Source organism: Microbacterium sp. BLY (genome assembly GCF_017939615.1).
GTDB lineage: Bacteria > Actinomycetota > Actinomycetes > Actinomycetales > Microbacteriaceae > Microbacterium.
Map to the genome: position 1 here is coordinate 18,526 of NZ_JAGKSR010000002.1, position 17,947 is coordinate 36,472.

The following is a 17,947-nucleotide window of genomic DNA, read 5'->3' on the forward strand; positions in this document are numbered from 1 at the left end:
GCGTGCTCGTCGCGCGCCGTCGTCGCGGTCCGGTCAGGAGTCGACCGGACCGAGCCAGGCGCTCGCCGCGGTGGCGTGCGCGGATTCCGGGTCCGAGGGGTGGAAGGCGCCGGCGAGCACGTCGCGGTAGAGCCGGGACAGTTCGTTGCCGGAGAAGTAGGAGCCGCCGCCCGCGACGAGCATGGCCTCGTCGACGACCTGCTTCGCCATCGTCACCGCCCGGTGCTTCAGCCCCGAGAGCGCGGGGAACCAGCGGGCCCCGTGGTCGGCGCGCTCGTCGACGTCGCGCGCGAGGGCGGCGATCTGCGGCGGAAGCGCGTCGTACGCGAGGGCCATGTCGGCGATGCGCCAGCGGATGTCCGGATCCTGACTGTACGCGGCCCCGCTCTTCTTCGATCGCCGCGTATGCGCGGTCGCCACGGCCAGTTCCAGCGCACGGTGCGCGATGCCGGTGTAGACGGACGCGAGGAGGATCTCGAAGACCGAGAAGATGCCGAAGACGATCGGGTCCGGGCTGGGGCCGGGTTCGATGCGGCGCACCACGTGGGCCGCGTCCGCGGTGGCGCCGTCCAGGCGGGTGGTCCTGCTCTGCGTGCCGCGCATGCCCAGCGTGTCCCAGTCGTCCGAGGTGGTGACCCGGTCGCTCCGTTCGACGAAGGCGAAGACGAGCTTCGGCGCATCAGGACTGGTCGTGTCGAGCCCGTGCAGCCCGAGCCTGGTCCACACGGGGGCCAGCGAGGTGAAGATCTTGGTGCCGGTGAACGCATACCCGCCCTCGCCGTCCGGGACGGCCGCGGTGTCGCTGCCGAACAGCACGAGGTCGTTCCCGCCCTCGCTGATCCCGAACGCGAACACCTCACCGGCCACCGCGCCGTCCTGCACGAACTCGAGGCCGGGGACCCCGCGGTCCGAGAAGACCTTGGCGACGCCGGTCCAGACGAGGTGCATGTTGATCGCGAGGGCCGTGGCGGGGGCTGCACCCGCGAGCCGCTGCTGCAGAAGGGCCGCCTGTGCGAGTCCGAGCCCGGCACCGCCGCGCTCCCGCGGTACCAGGATCGACAGGTAACCGGCCGCGCGGAGCTCATCGAGGTCGGCCTGGGGGAAGGTGTTCTCCCGGTCGTGGATCGGCGCGCGCTCCCGGATGCGGTCGAGCAGGTCGTCGGGGAGATACGCCGACGGGTCGAAGTCAGTCATGCCAAAGCCTCCAGAAGCTGTCGGATCGACTCCTCCGGGCGGTCGCGATGCACCGAGTGGCCGGCACCGGCCACGACCGAGAGGGAGATGCGGGGGTTGCTCGCGAGCACTTCGTCGGCGAGGGCGCCGGTGAAGATGCTGGAGACGGCGGGGTCGCCGCCGATCACATGGGTGGGGACGGTGAGGCGGGCCGCGTCGGTGCGGACGTCCCACGGCTGATTCTGTGCACTGGTCTGCTCGACCGCCCAGGCGCTGGCCCGGCGCACCGCGTCCACCTTCAGCTCCTGGTCCTGCGGGTGCCAGTGCGGGTGCTCCTGGCGGACCGCCTCGAGGCGGTTGTCGGCGAAGGCCCGCTCCTGGCTGCGGCGGACGGCCTCCGCATCCCGCCCGACGACGTGGATGGCGGGATCGATGAGGACGAGGCGGCGCGTCCAGTCCGGGGCGGCCGCGGCCGCCACCGTGCCGGCGGCGCCACCGAGCGAGTGGCCGACCACCGCGTCCCACGGGCCGTCGCCGGAGGGGCGGGCGGCGACGAGATCCGCCGCGTACGCCGCGACGGAGTAGTCGAGCGCGCGCGGGGCGTCGCCGTGCCCGCGAAGATCGACCGCGGTCGCGTGCCAGCCCGCGACGGCGAGGGCATCGCCGAGGCGCCACATGAGTGCGCCGGAGGAGCCGAGGCCGTGAACGAGGAGTGCGCGTCGCGGCGCAGCGGGATCGCCCCAGCTCAGGCGGGGGAGGGTGACGGGAGCCGGCATGGCTCCAGCCTACGACCGGGCCCCGTCACCGGATGCGGGTCAGCGCGCCGGTTCGAGGGGCGGCAGGTCGGCGGCGATGCGGAGCACCCGGGCGGCGGCTTCGTGCCCTGCCGACAGACGGGCCTCGAGGTCGGCGCCGTCGAGCGTCGCGGCCAGGAACCCCGAGGCGAACGCGTCCCCGGCGCCGACGGGCTCCACCACCTCAACGGTGGGGGCGGCCACGAACACCGGCGTGGCATCGCCCGCGAAGGCCGTGGCCCCGACGTCGCCGTCCTTGACGACGAGCAGGCCGCAGTGCGGGAGATGGGCGCGGATCTCGGTGGCCGTGGCGGTGCCCCAGATGCGCTCGGCCTCATCGCGTCCGACGAAGGCGATGTCCGCGGCGTCGGCGAGGTGCGCCAGGGTGGTCGCGGCCTCCTCCGGGCTCCACAGCGCCCGACGGTCGTTCACATCGAACGAGACGACCGCTCCGGCCGCTCGCGCATCCGCGAAGAGCTGGTCGACCATCGCGCGGCAGGTCGCGGACAGCGCCGGGGTGATGCCCGTGGTGTGCACGATGCGCACGCCGGCGAGCTGCGCGGGGGAGAGGAAGCCGGGCGCCATACGGGAGGCCGCGGAGCCGCGGCGGTAGTAGTAGACCGCCGACGACTCGACGCCCGGGTCCTTGAACATGACGCCGGTCGGCGCGTCCGGGTCCTGCTCCGTCCACAGCTCGACCCCGCGCTGCGCCAGCTCGGCGGCGAGGCGTCGACCGAGGGGGTCGTCGCCGAGCCGGGAGGCCCAGACGGCGCGGTGACCGGCGGCCGCGACGCCGACCGCGACGTTCGCCTCGGCGCCCGCGTGGGAGATCGTGGCGGTGTCCGCGACCGCGAGGTCGGCGCCGGTCGGCGTGACCAGGGCCATCGACTCGCCGACGCACACGATCGCAGGGGAGGGGGACGGGACGGTGGGGCTCATGAGGGGGTGACCGCCAAGGGCTCGGTGTCGGGATGGGGACTGGCGTCGCGGTGACGCAGATCGGGGAAGGACCGGACGAAGACGATCGACACCAGCAGGCCGACGCCGGCGAAGATGGTCGCGGCCAGGTAGGCGCCGCGCCAGTCGCCGACGTCGACGAGGAAGCCGGCGACCGCCGATCCGGCCGCGGCGCCGATGAGCTGACCGGTGCCCGCCCAGCCGAAGGCCTCGGCGGTCTCGCTGAACTTGACGCTCGCGGTGGTGATGGCGAAGAGGACGGCGAGGGCCGGGGCGATGCCGATCCCGGCGAGGATCAGCGTGCCGCCGAGCCAGAAGACGTTGAGCATGACCATCGTCAGGGCGAGTCCGACGGTGACGATGAGCAGGCGGCGGGCCATCGCCCAGGGACCGATCGGGATGTGGCCGAAGGCGAGTCCGCCGGCGAGGCTGCCCGCCGAGAAGACCGCCAGGATGAGGCCGGCCGCGAGACTGCCGTGCTCGAACGTGGCGACGACACCGACCTCGACGGCCGAGCAGGCGCCGATGAGGAGGAAGCCGATGACGGTCGCCAGCAGCACGGGCGGCTTGACGACGACCTTGCCGAGGGCGTTGCGGCTGCGGGGGATGCGCACCCGGCCGACCTCGGGGGAGAGGATGAACCAGGCTCCGCCGGCCACGAGCACGACCGCCACGAGGAGCAGGCCCTCCATGGTGCCGACCTGGGTGGAGACGAGGGTGATGACCACCGGCGCCAGCACCCAGATGATCTCCTGCAGCGAGGCATCCAGCGAGAACAGGGGGGTGAGCTGACCGGCGTTGACCAGCTTCGGGTAGATGGTGCGGACGGCCGCCTGCACGGGCGGCGTGGAGAGGCCGGCGACCATGCCGAGTGCCATGTAGCCGGGCACGGAGAGCGGCAGCAGTCCGAGGCCCAGGACCGCCAGCACGCAGACGGACAGCGTGAGGGTCAGCACCCGTCGCATGCCCCAGGCGCCCATCCAGCGACTGGTGATGGGGCCGGCCACGGCCTGGCCGACGCTCGTCGCCGCCAGGACGAGGCCCGCCGATCCGTACGATCCCGTCTGCTGCTCCACGTGCAGCAGGATCGCCAAGGACATCATCCCGTTGGGGAAGCGCGCGGTGAGCTGGGCGGCGATCATGCGCCCCACTCCCGGCGTGCGAAGAAGATCCCGATAGCCCGCCACCAGACAACGGTACCGGGCGCCGGGGACGTGGGTGAGACGGTCCCGCGACCGACACGCCGCGACACGCCGAGGACACGCCGGAGGACGAATTCCACAGGCCTGGGGATGTCCGAGGGCCCCCGTATGGTGCCCCCTGTGGATGGATCGCTCCCAGGCTCCTCCCAGCCGCGATTTCCTGCGGGTCCGTGACCTCGCGGCCGGGGGTCCGCCTGTGGAAGAAACGGTGGACAACCTGTGTTGTATCTGTAGAGAGCGGTGGAAAAACTACACGGATGTAACTACTACCCCTTGTGGTCGCACCGAATGTCCGTCCCTATATGTAGTATTGAGATCCCGGCGGAGGTCTGCCGGAGAAACCAGAGATTTGAGGGGTTCAGATGTCGATCACGGTGTACACCAAGCCTTCCTGCGTCCAGTGCAACGCGACCTACCGCGCCCTGGATGCCAAGGGCATCGAGTACGAGATCCACGACCTGTCGGAGGACCCGACGGCGCTGGAGCAGGTCAAGGCGCTCGGCTACATGCAGGCGCCCGTCGTCGTCACCGACGAGGACCACTGGTCGGGCTTCCGTCCCGACAAGATCGACGAGCTCGCGTCGCGCCTGGCGTAGTCCGACAGGCTCGCCACCCGGCCCTTCGACAGGCTCAGGAACCCAAGGAGAGAGCTATGAGCGCCGTCGCGACCGCAGCGCCGCTCCTGATCTACTTCTCGAGCGTGTCGGGTAACACCGCGCGCTTCATCGAGAAGCTCGGGCTTCCCGCCCGACGCATCCCCCTCCACCGGACCGAAGAGGACCTCGTCGTCGACGAGCCCTTCGTGCTGGTCACCCCCACCTACGGCGGGGGCGTCGGGCGCGGGGTCGAGAAGGGGGCCGTGCCCAAGCAGGTGATCCGGTTCCTCAACGACGAGCGCAACCGGCGCCACATCCGCGGGGTCATCTCCGCGGGCAACACCAACTTCGGCGACGCGTTCTGCCTCGCCGGCGACATCATCAGCCGCAAGTGTCACGTGCCTCACTTGTATCGGCTCGAGATCTTCGGCACACAGGACGACGTGGATCGCGTGAGCGACGGATTGGAACGACGGTGGAATCTTCAGTGACCGAGACAGTGGCATTCAAGGTGAACCCCGCATACGAGGGCCTGGACTACCACGCCCTCAACGCGATGCTGAACCTGTACGACGCGAACGGGAAGATCCAGTTCGACGCCGACAAGCGCGCCGCGCGGGAGTACTTCCTGCAGCACGTCAACCAGAACACGGTGTTCTTCCACTCGCTCAAGGAGCGCCTGGACTACCTCGTGGAGAAGGAGTACTACGAGGGCGCCGTCATCGAGAAGTACTCGTTCGACTTCGTGCAGAAGCTCAACGACCTCGCCTACTCGAAGAAGTTCCGCTTCGAGACGTTCCTCGGCGCGTTCAAGTACTACACGAGCTACACGCTGAAGACCTTCGACGGCAAGCGCTACCTCGAGCGTTTCGAGGACCGCGTCGTGATGACCGCGCTCGCCCTCGCGGACGGCGACGAGAAGCTCGCCGTGAACCTCGTCGAGGAAATCATCTCCGGTCGCTTCCAGCCGGCCACCCCGACCTTCCTCAACGCGGGCAAGGCCCAGCGCGGCGAGCTCGTCAGCTGCTTCCTGCTGCGCATCGAGGACAACATGGAGTCGATCGCCCGTGGCATCAACTCCGCGCTGCAGCTCTCCAAGCGCGGCGGCGGCGTGGCGCTGCTGCTGTCGAACATCCGTGAGGCGGGCGCCCCGATCAAGCAGATCGAGAACCAGTCGAGCGGCATCATCCCCGTCATGAAGCTCCTCGAAGACAGCTTCAGCTACGCCAACCAGCTCGGTGCGCGTCAGGGCGCCGGTGCGGTGTACCTCAACGCCCACCACCCCGACATCATGCGCTTCCTCGACACCAAGCGTGAGAACGCCGACGAGAAGATCCGCATCAAGACGCTGTCGCTCGGCGTCGTGGTGCCTGACATCACGTTCGAGCTCGCCAAGAACGACGAGGACATGTACCTGTTCTCGCCGTACGACGTGGAGAAGGTCTACGGCGTCCCGTTCGGCGACATCTCGGTCACCGAGAAGTACCGCGAGATGGTCGACGACCCGCGCATCAAGAAGACCAAGATCAACGCCCGCGAGTTCTTCCAGACCGTCGCCGAGATCCAGTTCGAGTCCGGCTACCCGTACGTCATGTTCGAGGACACGGTCAACAAGGCCAACCCCATCAAGGGGCGCATCAACATGTCCAACCTCTGCAGCGAGATCCTGCAGGTGAACACGCCGACCACCTACAACGACGACCTGTCGTACAAGGAGATCGGCAAGGACATCTCCTGCAACCTCGGCTCGATGAACATCGCGCTGTCGATGGACGCCGACGACCTCGGCCAGACGGTCGAGACGGCGATCCGCGCGCTCACCGCGGTCAGCGACCAGAGCCACATCGGCTCGGTCCGCTCGATCGAGGACGGCAACGACCGGTCCCACGCGATCGGCCTCGGCCAGATGAACCTGCACGGCTACCTCGCCCGCGAGCACGTGTACTACGGCTCGGAGGAGGGTGTCGACTTCACGAACATCTACTTCTACACCGTGCTGTTCCACGCGCTGCGCGCCTCGAACCAGCTCGCGATCGAGCGCGGGACGACGTTCGACGGCTTCGCCGACTCGACCTACGCGTCCGGCGAGTTCTTCGACAAGTACATCGAGCGCGCCTGGGTCCCGGAGACCGAGAAGGTCAAGGAGCTCTTCGCCGGCAAGCACATCCCGACGCAGGAGGACTGGGTCCAGCTCAAGGCGTCGATCCAGGAGCACGGAATCTACAACCAGAACCTGCAGGCCGTGCCGCCGACGGGCTCGATCTCCTACATCAACAACTCGACCTCGTCGATCCACCCGATCGCCTCGAAGATCGAGATCCGCAAGGAGGGCAAGCTCGGTCGCGTGTACTACCCGGCGGCGTTCATGACGAACGACAACCTGGAGTACTACCAGGACGCGTACGAGATCGGCTACGAGAAGGTCATCGACACCTACGCCGCGGCCACGCAGCACGTCGACCAGGGCCTGTCGCTGACGCTGTTCTTCAAGGACACCGCCACCACGCGTGACATCAACAAGGCCCAGATCTACGCATGGCGCAAGGGCATCAAGACGATCTACTACATCCGTCTGCGTCAGCTGGCGCTCGAGGGCACCGACATGACCGAGTGCGTCTCGTGCATGCTCTGACACTTCGACAGGCTCAGTGACCCAGGAAATAGGACAAGTCAGTGACCCAGGAACTAGGACAAGAATGACTCCTCACCCTCCGCTCAAGCTGGTCTCCAGCGTGCAGGCGATCAACTGGAACCGCATCCAGGACGACAAGGACCTCGAGGTCTGGAACCGTCTGGTGAACAACTTCTGGCTGCCGGAGAAGGTGCCGCTGTCGAACGACGTGCAGTCGTGGAACACGCTCACCCCCGACGAGCAGCTGCTCACCATGCGGGTGTTCACCGGACTCACGCTCCTCGACACGATCCAGGGCACCGTCGGTGCGGTGTCGCTGATCCCCGACGCGATCACGCCTCACGAGGAGGCGGTGTACACGAACATCGCGTTCATGGAGTCGGTGCACGCGAAGAGCTACTCCTCGATCTTCTCGACGCTCGCGTCGACGAAGGAGATCGACGAGGCGTTCCGCTGGTCCACGGAGAATGCGAACCTTCAGAAGAAGGCGCAGATCATCATGGACTACTACCAGGGAGACGACCCGCTCAAGCGCAAGGTCGCCTCCACGCTGCTGGAGTCGTTCCTGTTCTATTCGGGTTTCTACCTGCCGATCTACTGGTCGTCGAAGGCGAAGCTGACGAACACGGCCGACCTCATCCGCCTCATCATCCGCGACGAGGCCGTGCACGGGTACTACATCGGCTACAAGTTCCAGCGCGGACTCGAGACGGCCGACCAGGCGCGCAAGGACGAGCTGAAGGACTACACGTTCTCGCTGCTCTACGAGCTCTACGACAACGAGGTGCAGTACACGCAGGACCTCTACGACGGCGTCGGCCTGACCGAGGACGTCAAGAAGTTCCTGCACTACAACGCCAACAAGGCCCTCATGAACCTGGGCTACGAGGCGATGTTCCCCTCCAGTGTCACCAACGTGAACCCGGCGATCCTGTCGGCGCTCTCCCCGAACGCGGACGAGAACCACGACTTCTTCTCCGGCTCGGGCTCGTCTTACGTCATCGGCAAGGCCGAGGCCACGGAAGACGACGACTGGGACTTCTGAGCACCCCGTCCGCACCACGCGGACGCCGAGGCCCTCGGGGCCGCTCCTCGAGAGCGGTGCCGGGGGCCTTCGTCTCGTCACCGCAGGAGCGTGATGCGCGGGGTGTCACTCCTCGCGTCCGGACCGCTCCGGGTCGTAGAGTCGTGGGATGGGAACCATGCAGTACGGCTCCGGCAGCGAGATCCAGATCGAGGACCGCGCCCTGGCCCATCTGAAGGTCGCGATCGCGACGAAACTCCGCCGGAACGAGAGCTTCACACTGTCCTGGAAACACCCCGAGGGCGACGTCCCCGGTCGGTCGACCATCTGGCTGCATCCGTCGATCCCGCTGCGGTTCACCTTCGCCGAGCCGGAGCCGCCGGAGCTCAACGTGAAGTGGATCCAGGCGCTCATGGTCGAGGCGAGCTCGTCCGGCGGCATCAGCATCGTCGACGAGGTCGTCGACGGTCCCGCCGACTGACCTCGCGGACTCATCGGCCGGGCGGTTCGGTCGCACGCGTACTGCCGCGAGCATCGTCGATGCTCGCGGCAGCGCACCGGCGTGGCTAGAGAGCGCCGAAGTTGAGGCTCATCTTGGCGACGCTCGTCTGATTCACTCCGCCCTGGGGGCAACGAGCGGCGACGAACAGGTGGTTCCCCGCCGGCACCGGGATCATCGTGCTGAACTCCACGGACGCCTCGCCCCCGACCACCCCGGGGAAGGTCGCGCTGAACCCGCCGGAGTACACGTTCGTCGTGGCATTGAGCAGGTAGTACTGGAGCATCAGCGTCTTGTCCGGCGTCAGGCCGGTGAATGATGCGTGGGTGGTGATCAGATACAGCCCGTTGCCGCCGGCTCCGGCTGCCATGTCGAAAACGCCGTTCGAGAAGTACAGACGGGTGTTGGCGCTCGTGCCAATCGGGACGGTGTAGGTGCCTTGATGGCGGTGGTAGACGGGCACAGGGTCCTCCGGGGTCGTAGTGGGTTCGCCGACATACTTCTCGAAATCGACGGTGTTCGTGAATCCTTGCTGGGTGGGCGTCCCGCCGATCCAGAGCGAGACGTGGACATGCGGGCCGTAGCCGTTCTCCTTGCCGAAGCCGGATGCCCCCGAGTAAGCGATGACTTGCCCCCGGGTGACACGAGTGCCGATAGCCACGGCGCTCGACTGCAGATGCAGGTATCGGAGGTAGTTGCCGTCGTCGCCACGAAGGGCGAGGAATCGCCCCGTCGCTGTCGACGTCGTGTCCTTGCGATCCACGATGATGCCATCGGTCGCTGCGCGGACCGGCGTCCCCTTGGTCACCGAGTAGTCGGTGCCCGGCTCACCGGACGGCGGGTTGCGGTTGCGATGTCCCTGCCAGGAGTCCGAGATGGGAACCGCACCGCACGGCCGAAGGTAGGTGCCTGCGGCGGCGGCCCTCTGGGCGGAGGTGAGAAAGCTCAGTCCGAGAGCGGCCGCTCCGAGGGACACCCCCGATGCGACGAGGACGGAGCGGCGTGTGAAGGAAGCCGGAGGGAGAGCAACGCCCGCCTGATCATGTTCGGTCTCGCACATCACTCGGTACCGCCCTCGTTCTCGCCGCGGATCAGGTTCGCGATCTGCTCCTCCGGCAACGGCTCCAGGGATGCGGTGGACATCTCGATCTCGACGGCCTCCGGCGTTCCGCCGATGGTGCACTGTGCTTCGGCATCGTGGCCAGACGTGCGAGCCGGCACGAGGACCAACCATTCGGGCGCCACCGTGCGTTCTTCGATGCGAACGGACGAGCTGTCGAATTCGACATCAGCAGGGAACGCCGAGGCCGTCGCATCGATGCAGGCCTTCGCAAGGTCAGCGGCCGAGAAGCTCGTGTCCTCCTCGGATGACGAGGTCGGGGCGGTGCCTCCAGGCGCGGCTGCTGCTGCGCATCCGGCGAGCAGCAGTCCTCCGGTGACGGCGAGGGTGGCGAACGAAGCGCGGACGATGCGAGGGGGACTCATGCCTCACACCGTAGGGCGCGCCCTCCCGTCCGCGCTGTCCCCTCTTCGGCCTACAGACCCCGCCCGGTCACCCCGATACGCTGCCGTGGAGTGTGCCTTGCGGTCGCGCGCTACTCGGCGGGGTACGCCTGTGCGGTGAGCTGCCGGGCGAGGTGCGCCGCGTTGCGGGACGCCGTCGCGATGGCGGAGCTCACGGCCTCCGGGGTCTCGTCGAGGTCCTTGTAGTCGACGGTCTGCATGGCCTCGCCGTTCCAGTAGACCGACGTCTGCGCGGGGATCGTGTACCCGATGTCGTTGAGCGCCTGGAAGAGGATCGCGGAGATGTGGTGCGCGCCGTCCTCGTTGCCGAGGACGCCGGCGATCGCGACCTTGTCGAAGAGGATCGGGCGTCCCTGCTCATCCGTCTCGCTGAGCTCGGCGTCGAGGCGTTCGAGCACCCGCTGGGCGACGCTCGAGTGCTGTCCCATCCAGGTGGGTGTGACCAACACGAGGATGTCGGCGTCGAGCACCCGCTGGCGCAGGGTCGGCCACTGGTCGCCGCCGCCCATGTCCTTCTCGACGCCGGGGCGGATGTCGAAGTCCACGGCGCGGACGAGGTCACCCGTCACCCCGTGCTCGCCGAGGGCGTCGAGGAGCTGGCGTGCGAGGAGATCCGAGCTCGACGACGCGGGGGAGGGCTTGAGCGTGCAGGAGATCGCGAGGGCGGTGAGGGAGGTGTCCATACCCCGACTCCACCAGAGATTCGGGCGGCGGCACAGGGCCTTTCCGGGTCCGGGCTATCCTGGTAGAGCACCGACGACAGGAGATCCCGTGATCCTCAGCTTCCTCTTCTTCATGATCATGTTCCTCGGAGGCTTCTGGCTGCTGGGCATCGCCCACGAGATGCCGGACACGCTCGCCGCGCTCACGTTCGTCGGCGGCATCCTGCTCGTCTCGCTGGCCCTCGGGTTCGCGATGCGCCAGCGCGGTTCCGCCACCCGCCGCTCCAAGAACTGGACCGGCAGCCCGACCGAGTGACGGCCGGCGCGGGGAGTCTCCCCGCGCTCACCGTCGACGGGCGAGCCGCGCTTCGAGGTTCGCCCGCACCGCCGGCCACTCCGGCTCGATGATGGAGTACTCCACGCTGTCGCGGAGGGCGCCGTTGCGGTAGCGGCTCATCGCCCGCATCACCCCGTCCTGCTTCGCGCCGAGGCGTTCGATCGCTGCGCGGGACTGGAAGTTCACCCACTGGGTCGTCAGCCCGACCCGGAACACCCCCAGCGTCTCGAACGCGTGGCGGAGCAGCAGCAGCTTCGACTCCGCGTTGGTCCCCGTGCCGTGCGCGGACGGACGGTTCCAGGTGTACCCGATGTGCAGGCGCGGGACGTCGGCGACGATGTCGTAGTACGACGTGAGGCCAAGCACGCGCCCGTCGGCGTCGAAGGCCGTGAACGGCACCATCTCGCCCGTGGCGACGAGACCCAGGCGGCGGTCCACCTCGGCGGCGACGCCATCCGGCGCCGGTACCGAGGTGTACCACGCGTTCTTCCAGAGATCGCCTTCGGAGACGGCGTCGACGAGGCCGTCGGCGTGCGACCGGTCGAGCGGGCGGAGCTCGACGAGCGCGCCGGTGAGGGTGACGGGTGCGGGGGCGACGAGGAAGGCCATGAGGTCATTCAACCAGCGTCGGCGGCCGGCTCCGCCCGTCAGGCGGCCGACGCGGGCCCGCGCTGCCGGAGCAGCAGGCGCTGGAAGGCGAGGACGACCTCGATCGTCACGTCCAGCTCGAAGGCGATGCTGGGTGGATGCGGTCCGCGCAGCTGCTCCGCTGCGGCGTAGGCCGTCGGGGTGATCAGCCGCGCGGCGGCCCACTCGTCCGCCTGTCGCTCCTGGCGCGCCCGCAGCGCGGCCTCCCGCGTGGGCTGGTGGCCGAGGTGCGCGTGGCCCAGCTCATGGGCGAGGATGCTGCGGGTGGTGCGCCTGCTCATCCCCGGGGCGAGCCGGATCGTGCGGGTGACGGGCTGGAAGCCCCCGGGCGTCGGCCCACCGCGTTCGACGATGCGGATCCCGAGGTCGTCGGCGAGACGGAGGAGCTGCTGCATGGGCCTCCGTCCGGTCGCTGTCGTCTACTCGTAGAGGTCGTCGGTGTCGGTCTCGCGGGCGGAGCCGGATTCGAAGGCGACCTCGCGGGCATTATCGCGGGAGGTGGTGACATCGGTGGGGCGGCGGAGGGGGGTGATCGTCGCGGACGTGCCGTCGGCGGCCAGACGCTCCTCGGCGCGCGCGACGAGGACGTGCGGTTCGACGCCGAGCGTGGCGCACACCGCGTAGACCACCGGCACGGGGATGGCGCGCTTGCCGGTCACGTAGTTGTCCAGTGCGCTCCGGGCGATGCCCACGTCGCGGGCCATGGCGGCGATGCTGCTGCGGGCGGCCGCGATCTCCGCACGCATCTGACGGCCGACCGCCTCGTTGAACTGCTCGGCTGGTGTCTTCATCCGGCTCACCTTAGCAGCGGTCCGAGAGCAGGATGCCGTCATATCGGTAGGGGAGAGAGTCCGGAGTGTCCGGGTGTGGCGGTATCGTAGGCGCATGGGGACAGAACTGGGTCATCTGATGGCAGCGTCGGTCGAAGCCGCGCGTATTCATGCGGGGGTGTCCTTCCTCACGCTCTCGGAGCGCTCCGGCATCGCCCCGGCCGTTCTCGCCGACCTCCTGGAAGAGCGCGCGGAGTTCACGATGGAGGATCTGGCGGGGATCGCGGGGGCACTCGACGTGCCGGTCACGACCCTCCTGCCCGACGCGCCGTGACGTCCGGCCCATGAAGTAGCGTGGGCCCATGAAGACCGTTTCCTTCGGATCGACGACCGCTCCGGCCCTGATCGCCGGGATGATGCGCATCGACAGCCTCGACGACGCGCAGATCAGGGAGCTCTACGCGACAGCACGGGAGGCGGGGATCGACTTCTTCGACCACGCCGACATCTACGGCGGCCGGATGCACCACTGCGAAGCACGGTTCGCCGACGCCCTGCAGCTGGGGGCGGCCGAGCGGGATGAGATCGTGCTGCAGACCAAGTGCGGCATCGTCCCGACACAGGGCATGTTCGACTTCTCCTACGACCACATCGTCGGCCAGGTGGAAGGGTCGCTCGCCGCGCTGCGCACCGACCGCATCGACGTGCTCCTGCTGCACCGGCCGGACGCACTGGTGGAGCCGGATGAGGTGGCGCGCGCGTTCGACCACCTCGAGTCCACCGGAAAGGTGCGGGCGTTCGGCGTCTCCAACCACACCCCGTCGCAGATCGAGCTGCTGAAGAGCGCGGTGCGACAGCCCCTCGTGGCGAACCAGCTGCAGCTCTCCCTGACGCACGCGCCGATCATCGCGCAGCCCGTCGCGGCGAACATGGCGGGACACGACCAGAGCATCGGGCGCGACGGCGGCGGCGTCGTGGACTACTGCCGCCTGCACGGCATCACCGTGCAGGCGTGGTCGCCGTACCAGAGCGGGTTCGGCGGCGGGGTCTTCCTCGGTCACCCGGGCTACCCGGAGCTGAACGCCGTGATCGATCGCCTGGCGGCGAGTCACGGCGTGACCCCGACCGCGATCGCCACGGCGTGGATCACCCGGCACCCCGCCGGGATGCAGGTGGTGCTCGGCACGACGACCCCGCATCGCGTCCAGGAGGCGGCCGCCGGGGCGGACGTCGTGCTCACCCGGGCGGAGTGGTACGAGCTCTTCCGGGCCGCCGGGCACCTGCTGCCCTGACCTCTCGGCTCGGCGCCGACCGTCGTCTACCCTGAACTCATGCCGTTCCTGTTCTCGTTCCTGGTCATCGCGCTGATGATCGGTGCGCTGATCGACATCATCACGCGCGACGACTCGCAGGTGAAGTACCTGCCGAAGATGGTCTGGATCATCATCGTGATCCTCCTGCCGTTGATCGGCAGCGTGCTGTGGTTCGCGATCGGCCGCGAGTACGGGGAGGCCGGGATCCCGCTGCCGCGGATGCGGCGGGCCGAGCATCCCGCGGCCCCGCCGACGGTCGTCCCGCCCGCGCGGCCGGCCGACACCCGGTCCACGGAGCAGCAGATCGCCGACCTCGACCGCGAGATCGAGGAGTGGCGACTGCGCGAGGAGATCGAGAAGCGTCGCCGCGAGCGCGGAGACGACGCCCTGCCGCAGTCCTAGCCGCCGAGCGCATCGGCCTGCCAGGATGCCGTCATGAGCATCCTCGTCAACGTCGACAACTTCGCCCTCGCCGAGACCCACCGCATGATGCGCGACCTCCAGAAGGAGGCCGGGGGAGTTGATCGGTTCCTGCACAACAGGACCCCGGCGGCGATCGACCGGCAGACCGTGATCCGGTTGAACCGCGACACGCTGTACAGCTTCGCCGTGCTCGACATCAGCGCGGGGGCGTCGTTCACGATCCCCGAACACGGCGATCGCTATCTCTCGGCGATGGTCGTCAACGAACACCACTACGTGGAGGCGATCTTCCACGAGGCGGGCGAGCACACGCTGTCGGTCGCGCAGTGCGGCTCACCCTTCGTGGTCCTCGCCGTCCGCATCCTCGTGGACCCCGCCGACCCGGCGGACGTGGCCGCGGTCGTCGCGCTGCAGGACCGCATCGCGCTGCGGAGCGGGTCGGCGACGCCGTTCACCATGCCGGACTACGACCTCGCCAGTCTGGACGAGACGCGCGGCGCCCTGCTCGCGCTGGCCCGCAACCTGCGGGGCTTCGACCGCATGTTCGGCAGCGAGGACGAGGTCGACCCGGTGCGGCACCTCATCGGCACGGCCGCGGGCTGGGGCGGGCTGCCCTCCACGGAGGCGAGCTACATCGGCGTGGACCCCCGCCTGCCGCGCGGCCGGTACGAGCTGACCGTCGGCGACGTGCCCGTCGACGGGTTCTGGTCGATCTCGGTGTACAACGCGGACGGCTTCTTCGAACCGAACGATCGCGACGCGTACACGATCAACGACATCACCGGCGTGCGCAACGACGACGGTTCGATCACCGTCCGCTTCGGCGACCACCCGGAGGGCGTGCCGAACGTCCTGCCGATCACCGAGGGCTGGAACTACCTCGTGCGGCTCTACCGCCCCCGTGCCGAGGTGCTCGACGGGACCTGGACCTTCCCCGCGCTGCAGGAGTCGGCCTGACGTCCTCCTCGCGAGCCGCGGTCAGGCCGCGGGCGCGGGGATGGTCGTGCCGGCGGCGGCGAAGGACGCGCGGACGGCCTCCTCCAAGTCGGGGTGGCGGAAGGTGAAGCCCGCCGCGGTGAGCTTCTCCGGGAGCACCCAACGGCTCTTCAGCACGAGCTCGGTCTCGGTGCGGATGCCGATGGCGCCGAGCTCGAGCATCCAGCGCGGCATCGGCGGTCCGATCTTCGCCCCGAGCGCGCGGCGCACCGTGGCCATGAACCGGACGTTGTCGACGGGATTCGGTGCGGCCGCATTCACCGGGCCGTCCAGGGACGGCGTCTCCTCGAGGAATTCGACGATGCGGGCCACGTCCTCGATGTGGATCCAGCTGAAGCGCTGGCGCCCGCGGCGCGCCCCCGGCAGATGCGCGGTTCCGGCCTCGCGGCGGCGACGGCCGACCGGCCAGAACCCGTCGTACTGCGGGCCGCCGAGGCCGAGCCGGGCGAGGTTCCGGAGGGGCTCGAGCACACCGCCGTCGCCGAGGACGATGGCGCTGCGCAGGGCCACACGGCGGGTGCCGGGGAGGTCGGCGGCGAAGAGCGCGCGTTCCCAGGCCTTGGCCACCTCCACCGAGAAGCCCGTGCCGATCTCGCCGGAGGACTCGGTCATGGGGCGGTCTTCGGCGTGCCGGTAGATCGTGGCCGTGGAGGAGTTCACCCACAGGGCCGGCGGGGCCGCAGCGCGGGCGATCGCGTGGCTCAGCGACGCGGTCGTGTCGAGACGGGAGCGGAAGATCTCGGCGCGGTTGCGGGGCGTGTAACGGCAGTTCACGCTCTTGCCGGCGAGGCCGATCACGAGGGAAGCGCCGTCGACGGCCGCGTCGATGCCGTCCTGGTCGCCCCACGACAGGTCACTGCCGGCGCGGGAGATCGTGACGACCTCGCGGCCGGCCTCCCGCAGGCGCGCGGTGAGGTACCGCCCCATGAAACCCGTCGCCCCGCCGATGACCACCCGGTCCGTGCTCATGCGCTGTCTTCCTTCCGATCGGGTTCGAGACTGTAGGAGAAGTCGCCGCGGTACTCGTAGAGCCGGCCGAGCAGCGGCGCATCGACGGTCAGCCGCACCCGCTGACGCCCGGTCTCGTCGTCCCAGCGCTCGACGAGCCGGACGACCGGGGCCACCGCCCGGGGCACGCGGAGCCGTCCGCGACCGACGCGGATGCCCACCGCCCGGCTCGTCAGGTGCAGGGCGCCGGCACGGGTCTCCACATCGAAGCACGCCACGATCAGACCGGGCTCGCCCAGCTCGTCGATGACCCGCCCGTGCCGCGACGGGGCGACGGCGTCGCGCATGACCCACGGCCCGTCCGCGAACCGGAACGTGCGCTCGGCGATCGCGCGGGAGGCGATGGTGCGGTTCTCGATGCGGAAGGGGACGTCGCGTTCCCAGCGGGCGGCGATCACCCCGCGCTGCTCGAGCAGGCGCAAGAGCGGCCACAGCACGCGACGAGGGTGCCGACACGCTGGAACGTGCCGATGCCGACGCCGACCATGCCTTCCGGCACCGCCTGGAAGTACGTGCGCAGCCGAGGGTGCAGGTCGGCGATGCGCTCGCCGAGGGCCCGGGCATACGGGGACTGCGGCACGGGCGTCACGCTTCGAGCCTAGCCCTCGGCTCCGCGGTCGCGGCCCGCGTCGTCGGCCGAGAGCCTAGCCCTCGGCTCCGCCGTCGCGGCCCGCGTCGTCGGCCGGGCGGAGCAGGCGATCGAGGAGAGCCAGCGCCTCGTGCTGCGGGGCGGCGTCGTCCAGGAGCCACTGCGTCTGGAGCCCGTCCGACGCGGCGACGACGAGTGCGGCGACCGCGGCCGGGTCGACGTCGGAGCGCAGGCGTCCCTCGGCCTGCTGGGCCCGGACCGTCTCGGCGATGTCGGCCCGCAGGCGCGCGAAGCGGTCGGTCGCGAAGGTGCGCGCCGCGGGATGGCCCTCCTCCAGTGCGCTGGCGACGAGGGTCGAGTACAGCTGCACCAGGCCGGGGACCTCGCGGTTCGCCCGCGCCGAGCGGATCATCCCCTCGACGGGGTTCGCCGGCTCCGGCTCGGGCCGGCGGCCGGGTGCGTTGCTCTCCTCGTAGACCGCCACCAGGAGCTCTTCCAGCGACCCGAAGTAGTGGGTGAGAGCGGCATGCGTCACGCCGACCTCCTTCGCGATCGCACGGAGGCTCGTGCGGTCGGCGCCGCGGGCGGCGAACACCTCGATCGCGCGGTCCAGGATCTCCTGTCGACGGGCGATGCCCTTGGCGTAGGCGCCCCGGGGGCGGGCGCGGGCGGAGTCCTCGGCGGGAGCGGCGGGCATGAGTCGAGTCTACCGATCAGAAACTTCCATGTGGAGGTATTTGGTGCTAGCGTGCCCAGCGAGGCGCGCGACGCCCACTCGACCCGATGACCCAGGAGCACGA

General features: G+C 69.3%; 24 protein-coding genes. 10 read left to right on the forward strand and 14 right to left on the reverse strand.

Translation table 11 applies throughout. The features are described 5' to 3' along the window. Positions 1-33: 33 nt before the first annotated feature. The 4 genes from KAF39_RS14630 to KAF39_RS14645 are packed head-to-tail and all read right to left on the reverse strand — an operon-like array spanning position 34 to position 4,111. On the reverse strand, positions 34-1,194 hold the full coding sequence (locus tag KAF39_RS14630; RefSeq protein ID WP_210678092.1) for an acyl-CoA dehydrogenase family protein: 1,161 nt from the start codon (positions 1,192-1,194) through the stop codon (positions 34-36). Then, complete coding sequence (locus KAF39_RS14635; protein WP_210678093.1) at positions 1,191-1,949, reverse strand: alpha/beta fold hydrolase; 759 nt, start codon at positions 1,947-1,949, stop codon at positions 1,191-1,193. The genes KAF39_RS14630 and KAF39_RS14635 overlap by 4 nt, the downstream gene beginning before the upstream one ends. A 39-nt stretch (positions 1,950-1,988) precedes the next feature. Then, positions 1,989-2,906 (reverse strand): sugar kinase, encoded by a 918-nt coding sequence (locus tag KAF39_RS14640; protein ID WP_210678094.1) that lies wholly within the window; start codon positions 2,904-2,906, stop codon positions 1,989-1,991. Beyond that, positions 2,903-4,111 carry an MFS transporter gene (locus KAF39_RS14645; RefSeq protein WP_210678096.1) on the reverse strand — a complete coding sequence of 403 codons (1,209 nt, stop codon included), beginning with the start codon at positions 4,109-4,111 and terminating at the stop codon, positions 2,903-2,905. Before KAF39_RS14645 ends, KAF39_RS14640 begins: the two co-directional genes overlap by 4 nt. Before the next feature lie 377 nt (positions 4,112-4,488). On the opposite strand from KAF39_RS14645, the gene nrdH reads away from it, so the two are divergent. The 5 genes from nrdH (at position 4,489) to KAF39_RS14670 (ending at position 8,859) form a co-directional block, all read left to right on the forward strand. Further along, on the forward strand, positions 4,489-4,722 hold the full coding sequence (nrdH, locus tag KAF39_RS14650; RefSeq protein ID WP_017202656.1) for a glutaredoxin-like protein NrdH: 234 nt from the start codon (positions 4,489-4,491) through the stop codon (positions 4,720-4,722). 56 nt (positions 4,723-4,778) lie between these two features. Continuing rightward, positions 4,779-5,213 (forward strand): class Ib ribonucleoside-diphosphate reductase assembly flavoprotein NrdI, encoded by a 435-nt coding sequence (nrdI, locus tag KAF39_RS14655; RefSeq protein WP_210678098.1) that lies wholly within the window; start codon positions 4,779-4,781, stop codon positions 5,211-5,213. Beyond that, positions 5,210-7,354: a class 1b ribonucleoside-diphosphate reductase subunit alpha gene (nrdE, locus tag KAF39_RS14660; RefSeq protein WP_307805226.1), complete on the forward strand. Its 2,145-nt coding sequence runs from the start codon at positions 5,210-5,212 to the stop codon at positions 7,352-7,354. The genes nrdI and nrdE overlap by 4 nt, the downstream gene beginning before the upstream one ends. Before the next feature lie 64 nt (positions 7,355-7,418). Beyond that, positions 7,419-8,399: a class 1b ribonucleoside-diphosphate reductase subunit beta gene (gene nrdF, locus KAF39_RS14665; protein ID WP_210678099.1), complete on the forward strand. Its 981-nt coding sequence runs from the start codon at positions 7,419-7,421 to the stop codon at positions 8,397-8,399. A 148-nt stretch (positions 8,400-8,547) separates the two neighbouring features. Next, positions 8,548-8,859, forward strand: coding sequence for a hypothetical protein (locus KAF39_RS14670; RefSeq protein ID WP_210678101.1), 312 nt, complete (start codon positions 8,548-8,550; stop codon positions 8,857-8,859). Positions 8,860-8,944: 85 nt separating this feature from the next. Here the strand turns inward: KAF39_RS14670 and KAF39_RS14675 are convergent, their stop codons facing one another. The 3 genes from KAF39_RS14675 to KAF39_RS14685 form a co-directional block, all read right to left on the reverse strand. Continuing rightward, on the reverse strand, positions 8,945-9,853 hold the full coding sequence (locus tag KAF39_RS14675; RefSeq protein WP_210678117.1) for a M23 family metallopeptidase: 909 nt from the start codon (positions 9,851-9,853) through the stop codon (positions 8,945-8,947). An 83-nt stretch (positions 9,854-9,936) separates the two neighbouring features. Next, a complete protein-coding gene (locus KAF39_RS14680) occupies positions 9,937-10,362 on the reverse strand; it encodes a hypothetical protein (protein WP_210678118.1) in 426 nt (141 codons plus the stop codon). Between the two features lie 110 nt (positions 10,363-10,472). Next, positions 10,473-11,084: a flavodoxin family protein gene (locus KAF39_RS14685; protein ID WP_210678119.1), complete on the reverse strand. Its 612-nt coding sequence runs from the start codon at positions 11,082-11,084 to the stop codon at positions 10,473-10,475. A gap of 88 nt (positions 11,085-11,172) precedes the next feature. On the opposite strand from KAF39_RS14685, the gene KAF39_RS14690 reads away from it, so the two are divergent. Next, positions 11,173-11,379, forward strand: coding sequence for a hypothetical protein (locus KAF39_RS14690; protein ID WP_025105563.1), 207 nt, complete (start codon positions 11,173-11,175; stop codon positions 11,377-11,379). A 27-nt stretch (positions 11,380-11,406) separates the two neighbouring features. Here the strand turns inward: KAF39_RS14690 and KAF39_RS14695 are convergent, their stop codons facing one another. The 3 genes from KAF39_RS14695 to KAF39_RS14705 are packed head-to-tail and all read right to left on the reverse strand — an operon-like array spanning position 11,407 to position 12,839. Further along, positions 11,407-12,009 carry a GNAT family N-acetyltransferase gene (locus tag KAF39_RS14695; protein WP_210678120.1) on the reverse strand — a complete coding sequence of 201 codons (603 nt, stop codon included), beginning with the start codon at positions 12,007-12,009 and terminating at the stop codon, positions 11,407-11,409. Between the two features lie 38 nt (positions 12,010-12,047). Beyond that, positions 12,048-12,443 (reverse strand): ImmA/IrrE family metallo-endopeptidase, encoded by a 396-nt coding sequence (locus KAF39_RS14700; protein WP_210678121.1) that lies wholly within the window; start codon positions 12,441-12,443, stop codon positions 12,048-12,050. 24 nt (positions 12,444-12,467) lie between these two features. Next, positions 12,468-12,839: a helix-turn-helix domain-containing protein gene (locus KAF39_RS14705; RefSeq protein ID WP_246878770.1), complete on the reverse strand. Its 372-nt coding sequence runs from the start codon at positions 12,837-12,839 to the stop codon at positions 12,468-12,470. 94 nt (positions 12,840-12,933) lie between these two features. Here KAF39_RS14705 and KAF39_RS14710 point away from each other — a divergent pair, with 94 nt between their 5' ends. Genes KAF39_RS14710 through KAF39_RS14725 form a run of 4 tightly spaced genes read left to right on the forward strand, consistent with a single transcriptional unit; the run spans position 12,934 to position 15,511 of the window. Beyond that, on the forward strand, positions 12,934-13,152 hold the full coding sequence (locus KAF39_RS14710) for an XRE family transcriptional regulator (RefSeq protein ID WP_246878771.1): 219 nt from the start codon (positions 12,934-12,936) through the stop codon (positions 13,150-13,152). A gap of 28 nt (positions 13,153-13,180) precedes the next feature. Then, positions 13,181-14,110, forward strand: coding sequence for an aldo/keto reductase family oxidoreductase (locus KAF39_RS14715; protein ID WP_210678124.1), 930 nt, complete (start codon positions 13,181-13,183; stop codon positions 14,108-14,110). Between the two features lie 39 nt (positions 14,111-14,149). Then, on the forward strand, positions 14,150-14,533 hold the full coding sequence (locus KAF39_RS14720) for a PLDc N-terminal domain-containing protein (protein ID WP_210678126.1): 384 nt from the start codon (positions 14,150-14,152) through the stop codon (positions 14,531-14,533). A gap of 33 nt (positions 14,534-14,566) precedes the next feature. After that, on the forward strand, positions 14,567-15,511 hold the full coding sequence (locus KAF39_RS14725) for a DUF1214 domain-containing protein (protein ID WP_210678128.1): 945 nt from the start codon (positions 14,567-14,569) through the stop codon (positions 15,509-15,511). Positions 15,512-15,532: 21 nt separating this feature from the next. Here KAF39_RS14725 and KAF39_RS14730 read toward each other — a convergent pair whose 3' ends face one another. The 4 genes from KAF39_RS14730 to KAF39_RS14740 are packed head-to-tail and all read right to left on the reverse strand — an operon-like array spanning position 15,533 to position 17,844. Continuing rightward, on the reverse strand, positions 15,533-16,519 hold the full coding sequence (locus KAF39_RS14730) for an epimerase (protein WP_210678130.1): 987 nt from the start codon (positions 16,517-16,519) through the stop codon (positions 15,533-15,535). Beyond that, positions 16,516-16,995 carry a DUF4166 domain-containing protein gene (locus tag KAF39_RS14735; protein WP_307805227.1) on the reverse strand — a complete coding sequence of 160 codons (480 nt, stop codon included), beginning with the start codon at positions 16,993-16,995 and terminating at the stop codon, positions 16,516-16,518. The genes KAF39_RS14730 and KAF39_RS14735 overlap by 4 nt, the downstream gene beginning before the upstream one ends. Next, on the reverse strand, positions 16,953-17,147 hold the full coding sequence (locus KAF39_RS16065; RefSeq protein WP_246878772.1) for a hypothetical protein: 195 nt from the start codon (positions 17,145-17,147) through the stop codon (positions 16,953-16,955). The genes KAF39_RS14735 and KAF39_RS16065 overlap by 43 nt, the downstream gene beginning before the upstream one ends. 55 nt (positions 17,148-17,202) lie before the next feature. Beyond that, entirely contained in the window at positions 17,203-17,844 is a 642-nt protein-coding gene (locus KAF39_RS14740) for a TetR/AcrR family transcriptional regulator (RefSeq protein ID WP_210678132.1), read from the reverse strand. Positions 17,845-17,947 lie beyond the last annotated feature (103 nt).

Bases quoted from the DNA above. Each gene is read 5' to 3' on its own strand.
- KAF39_RS14710 (WP_246878771.1), top strand. From the start codon at position 12,934: ATGGGGACAGAACTGGGTCATCTGATGGCAGCGTCGGTCGAAGCCGCG.
- KAF39_RS14635 (WP_210678093.1), bottom strand. From the start codon at position 1,949: ATGCCGGCTCCCGTCACCCTCCCCCGCCTGAGCTGGGGCGATCCCGCT.
- KAF39_RS14720 (WP_210678126.1), top strand. From the start codon at position 14,150: ATGCCGTTCCTGTTCTCGTTCCTGGTCATCGCGCTGATGATCGGTGCG.
- KAF39_RS14730 (WP_210678130.1), bottom strand. From the start codon at position 16,519: ATGAGCACGGACCGGGTGGTCATCGGCGGGGCGACGGGTTTCATGGGG.
- KAF39_RS14685 (WP_210678119.1), bottom strand. From the start codon at position 11,084: ATGGACACCTCCCTCACCGCCCTCGCGATCTCCTGCACGCTCAAGCCC.
- KAF39_RS14740 (WP_210678132.1), bottom strand. From the start codon at position 17,844: ATGCCCGCCGCTCCCGCCGAGGACTCCGCCCGCGCCCGCCCCCGGGGC.
- KAF39_RS14705 (WP_246878770.1), bottom strand. From the start codon at position 12,839: ATGAAGACACCAGCCGAGCAGTTCAACGAGGCGGTCGGCCGTCAGATG.
- nrdH (WP_017202656.1), top strand. From the start codon at position 4,489: ATGTCGATCACGGTGTACACCAAGCCTTCCTGCGTCCAGTGCAACGCG.
- KAF39_RS14640 (WP_210678094.1), bottom strand. From the start codon at position 2,906: ATGAGCCCCACCGTCCCGTCCCCCTCCCCTGCGATCGTGTGCGTCGGC.
- KAF39_RS14700 (WP_210678121.1), bottom strand. From the start codon at position 12,443: ATGCAGCAGCTCCTCCGTCTCGCCGACGACCTCGGGATCCGCATCGTC.
- KAF39_RS14630 (WP_210678092.1), bottom strand. From the start codon at position 1,194: ATGACTGACTTCGACCCGTCGGCGTATCTCCCCGACGACCTGCTCGAC.
- KAF39_RS14695 (WP_210678120.1), bottom strand. From the start codon at position 12,009: ATGGCCTTCCTCGTCGCCCCCGCACCCGTCACCCTCACCGGCGCGCTC.
- KAF39_RS14715 (WP_210678124.1), top strand. From the start codon at position 13,181: ATGAAGACCGTTTCCTTCGGATCGACGACCGCTCCGGCCCTGATCGCC.
- KAF39_RS14670 (WP_210678101.1), top strand. From the start codon at position 8,548: ATGGGAACCATGCAGTACGGCTCCGGCAGCGAGATCCAGATCGAGGAC.
- KAF39_RS14725 (WP_210678128.1), top strand. From the start codon at position 14,567: ATGAGCATCCTCGTCAACGTCGACAACTTCGCCCTCGCCGAGACCCAC.
- nrdF (WP_210678099.1), top strand. From the start codon at position 7,419: ATGACTCCTCACCCTCCGCTCAAGCTGGTCTCCAGCGTGCAGGCGATC.
- nrdI (WP_210678098.1), top strand. From the start codon at position 4,779: ATGAGCGCCGTCGCGACCGCAGCGCCGCTCCTGATCTACTTCTCGAGC.
- KAF39_RS14680 (WP_210678118.1), bottom strand. From the start codon at position 10,362: ATGAGTCCCCCTCGCATCGTCCGCGCTTCGTTCGCCACCCTCGCCGTC.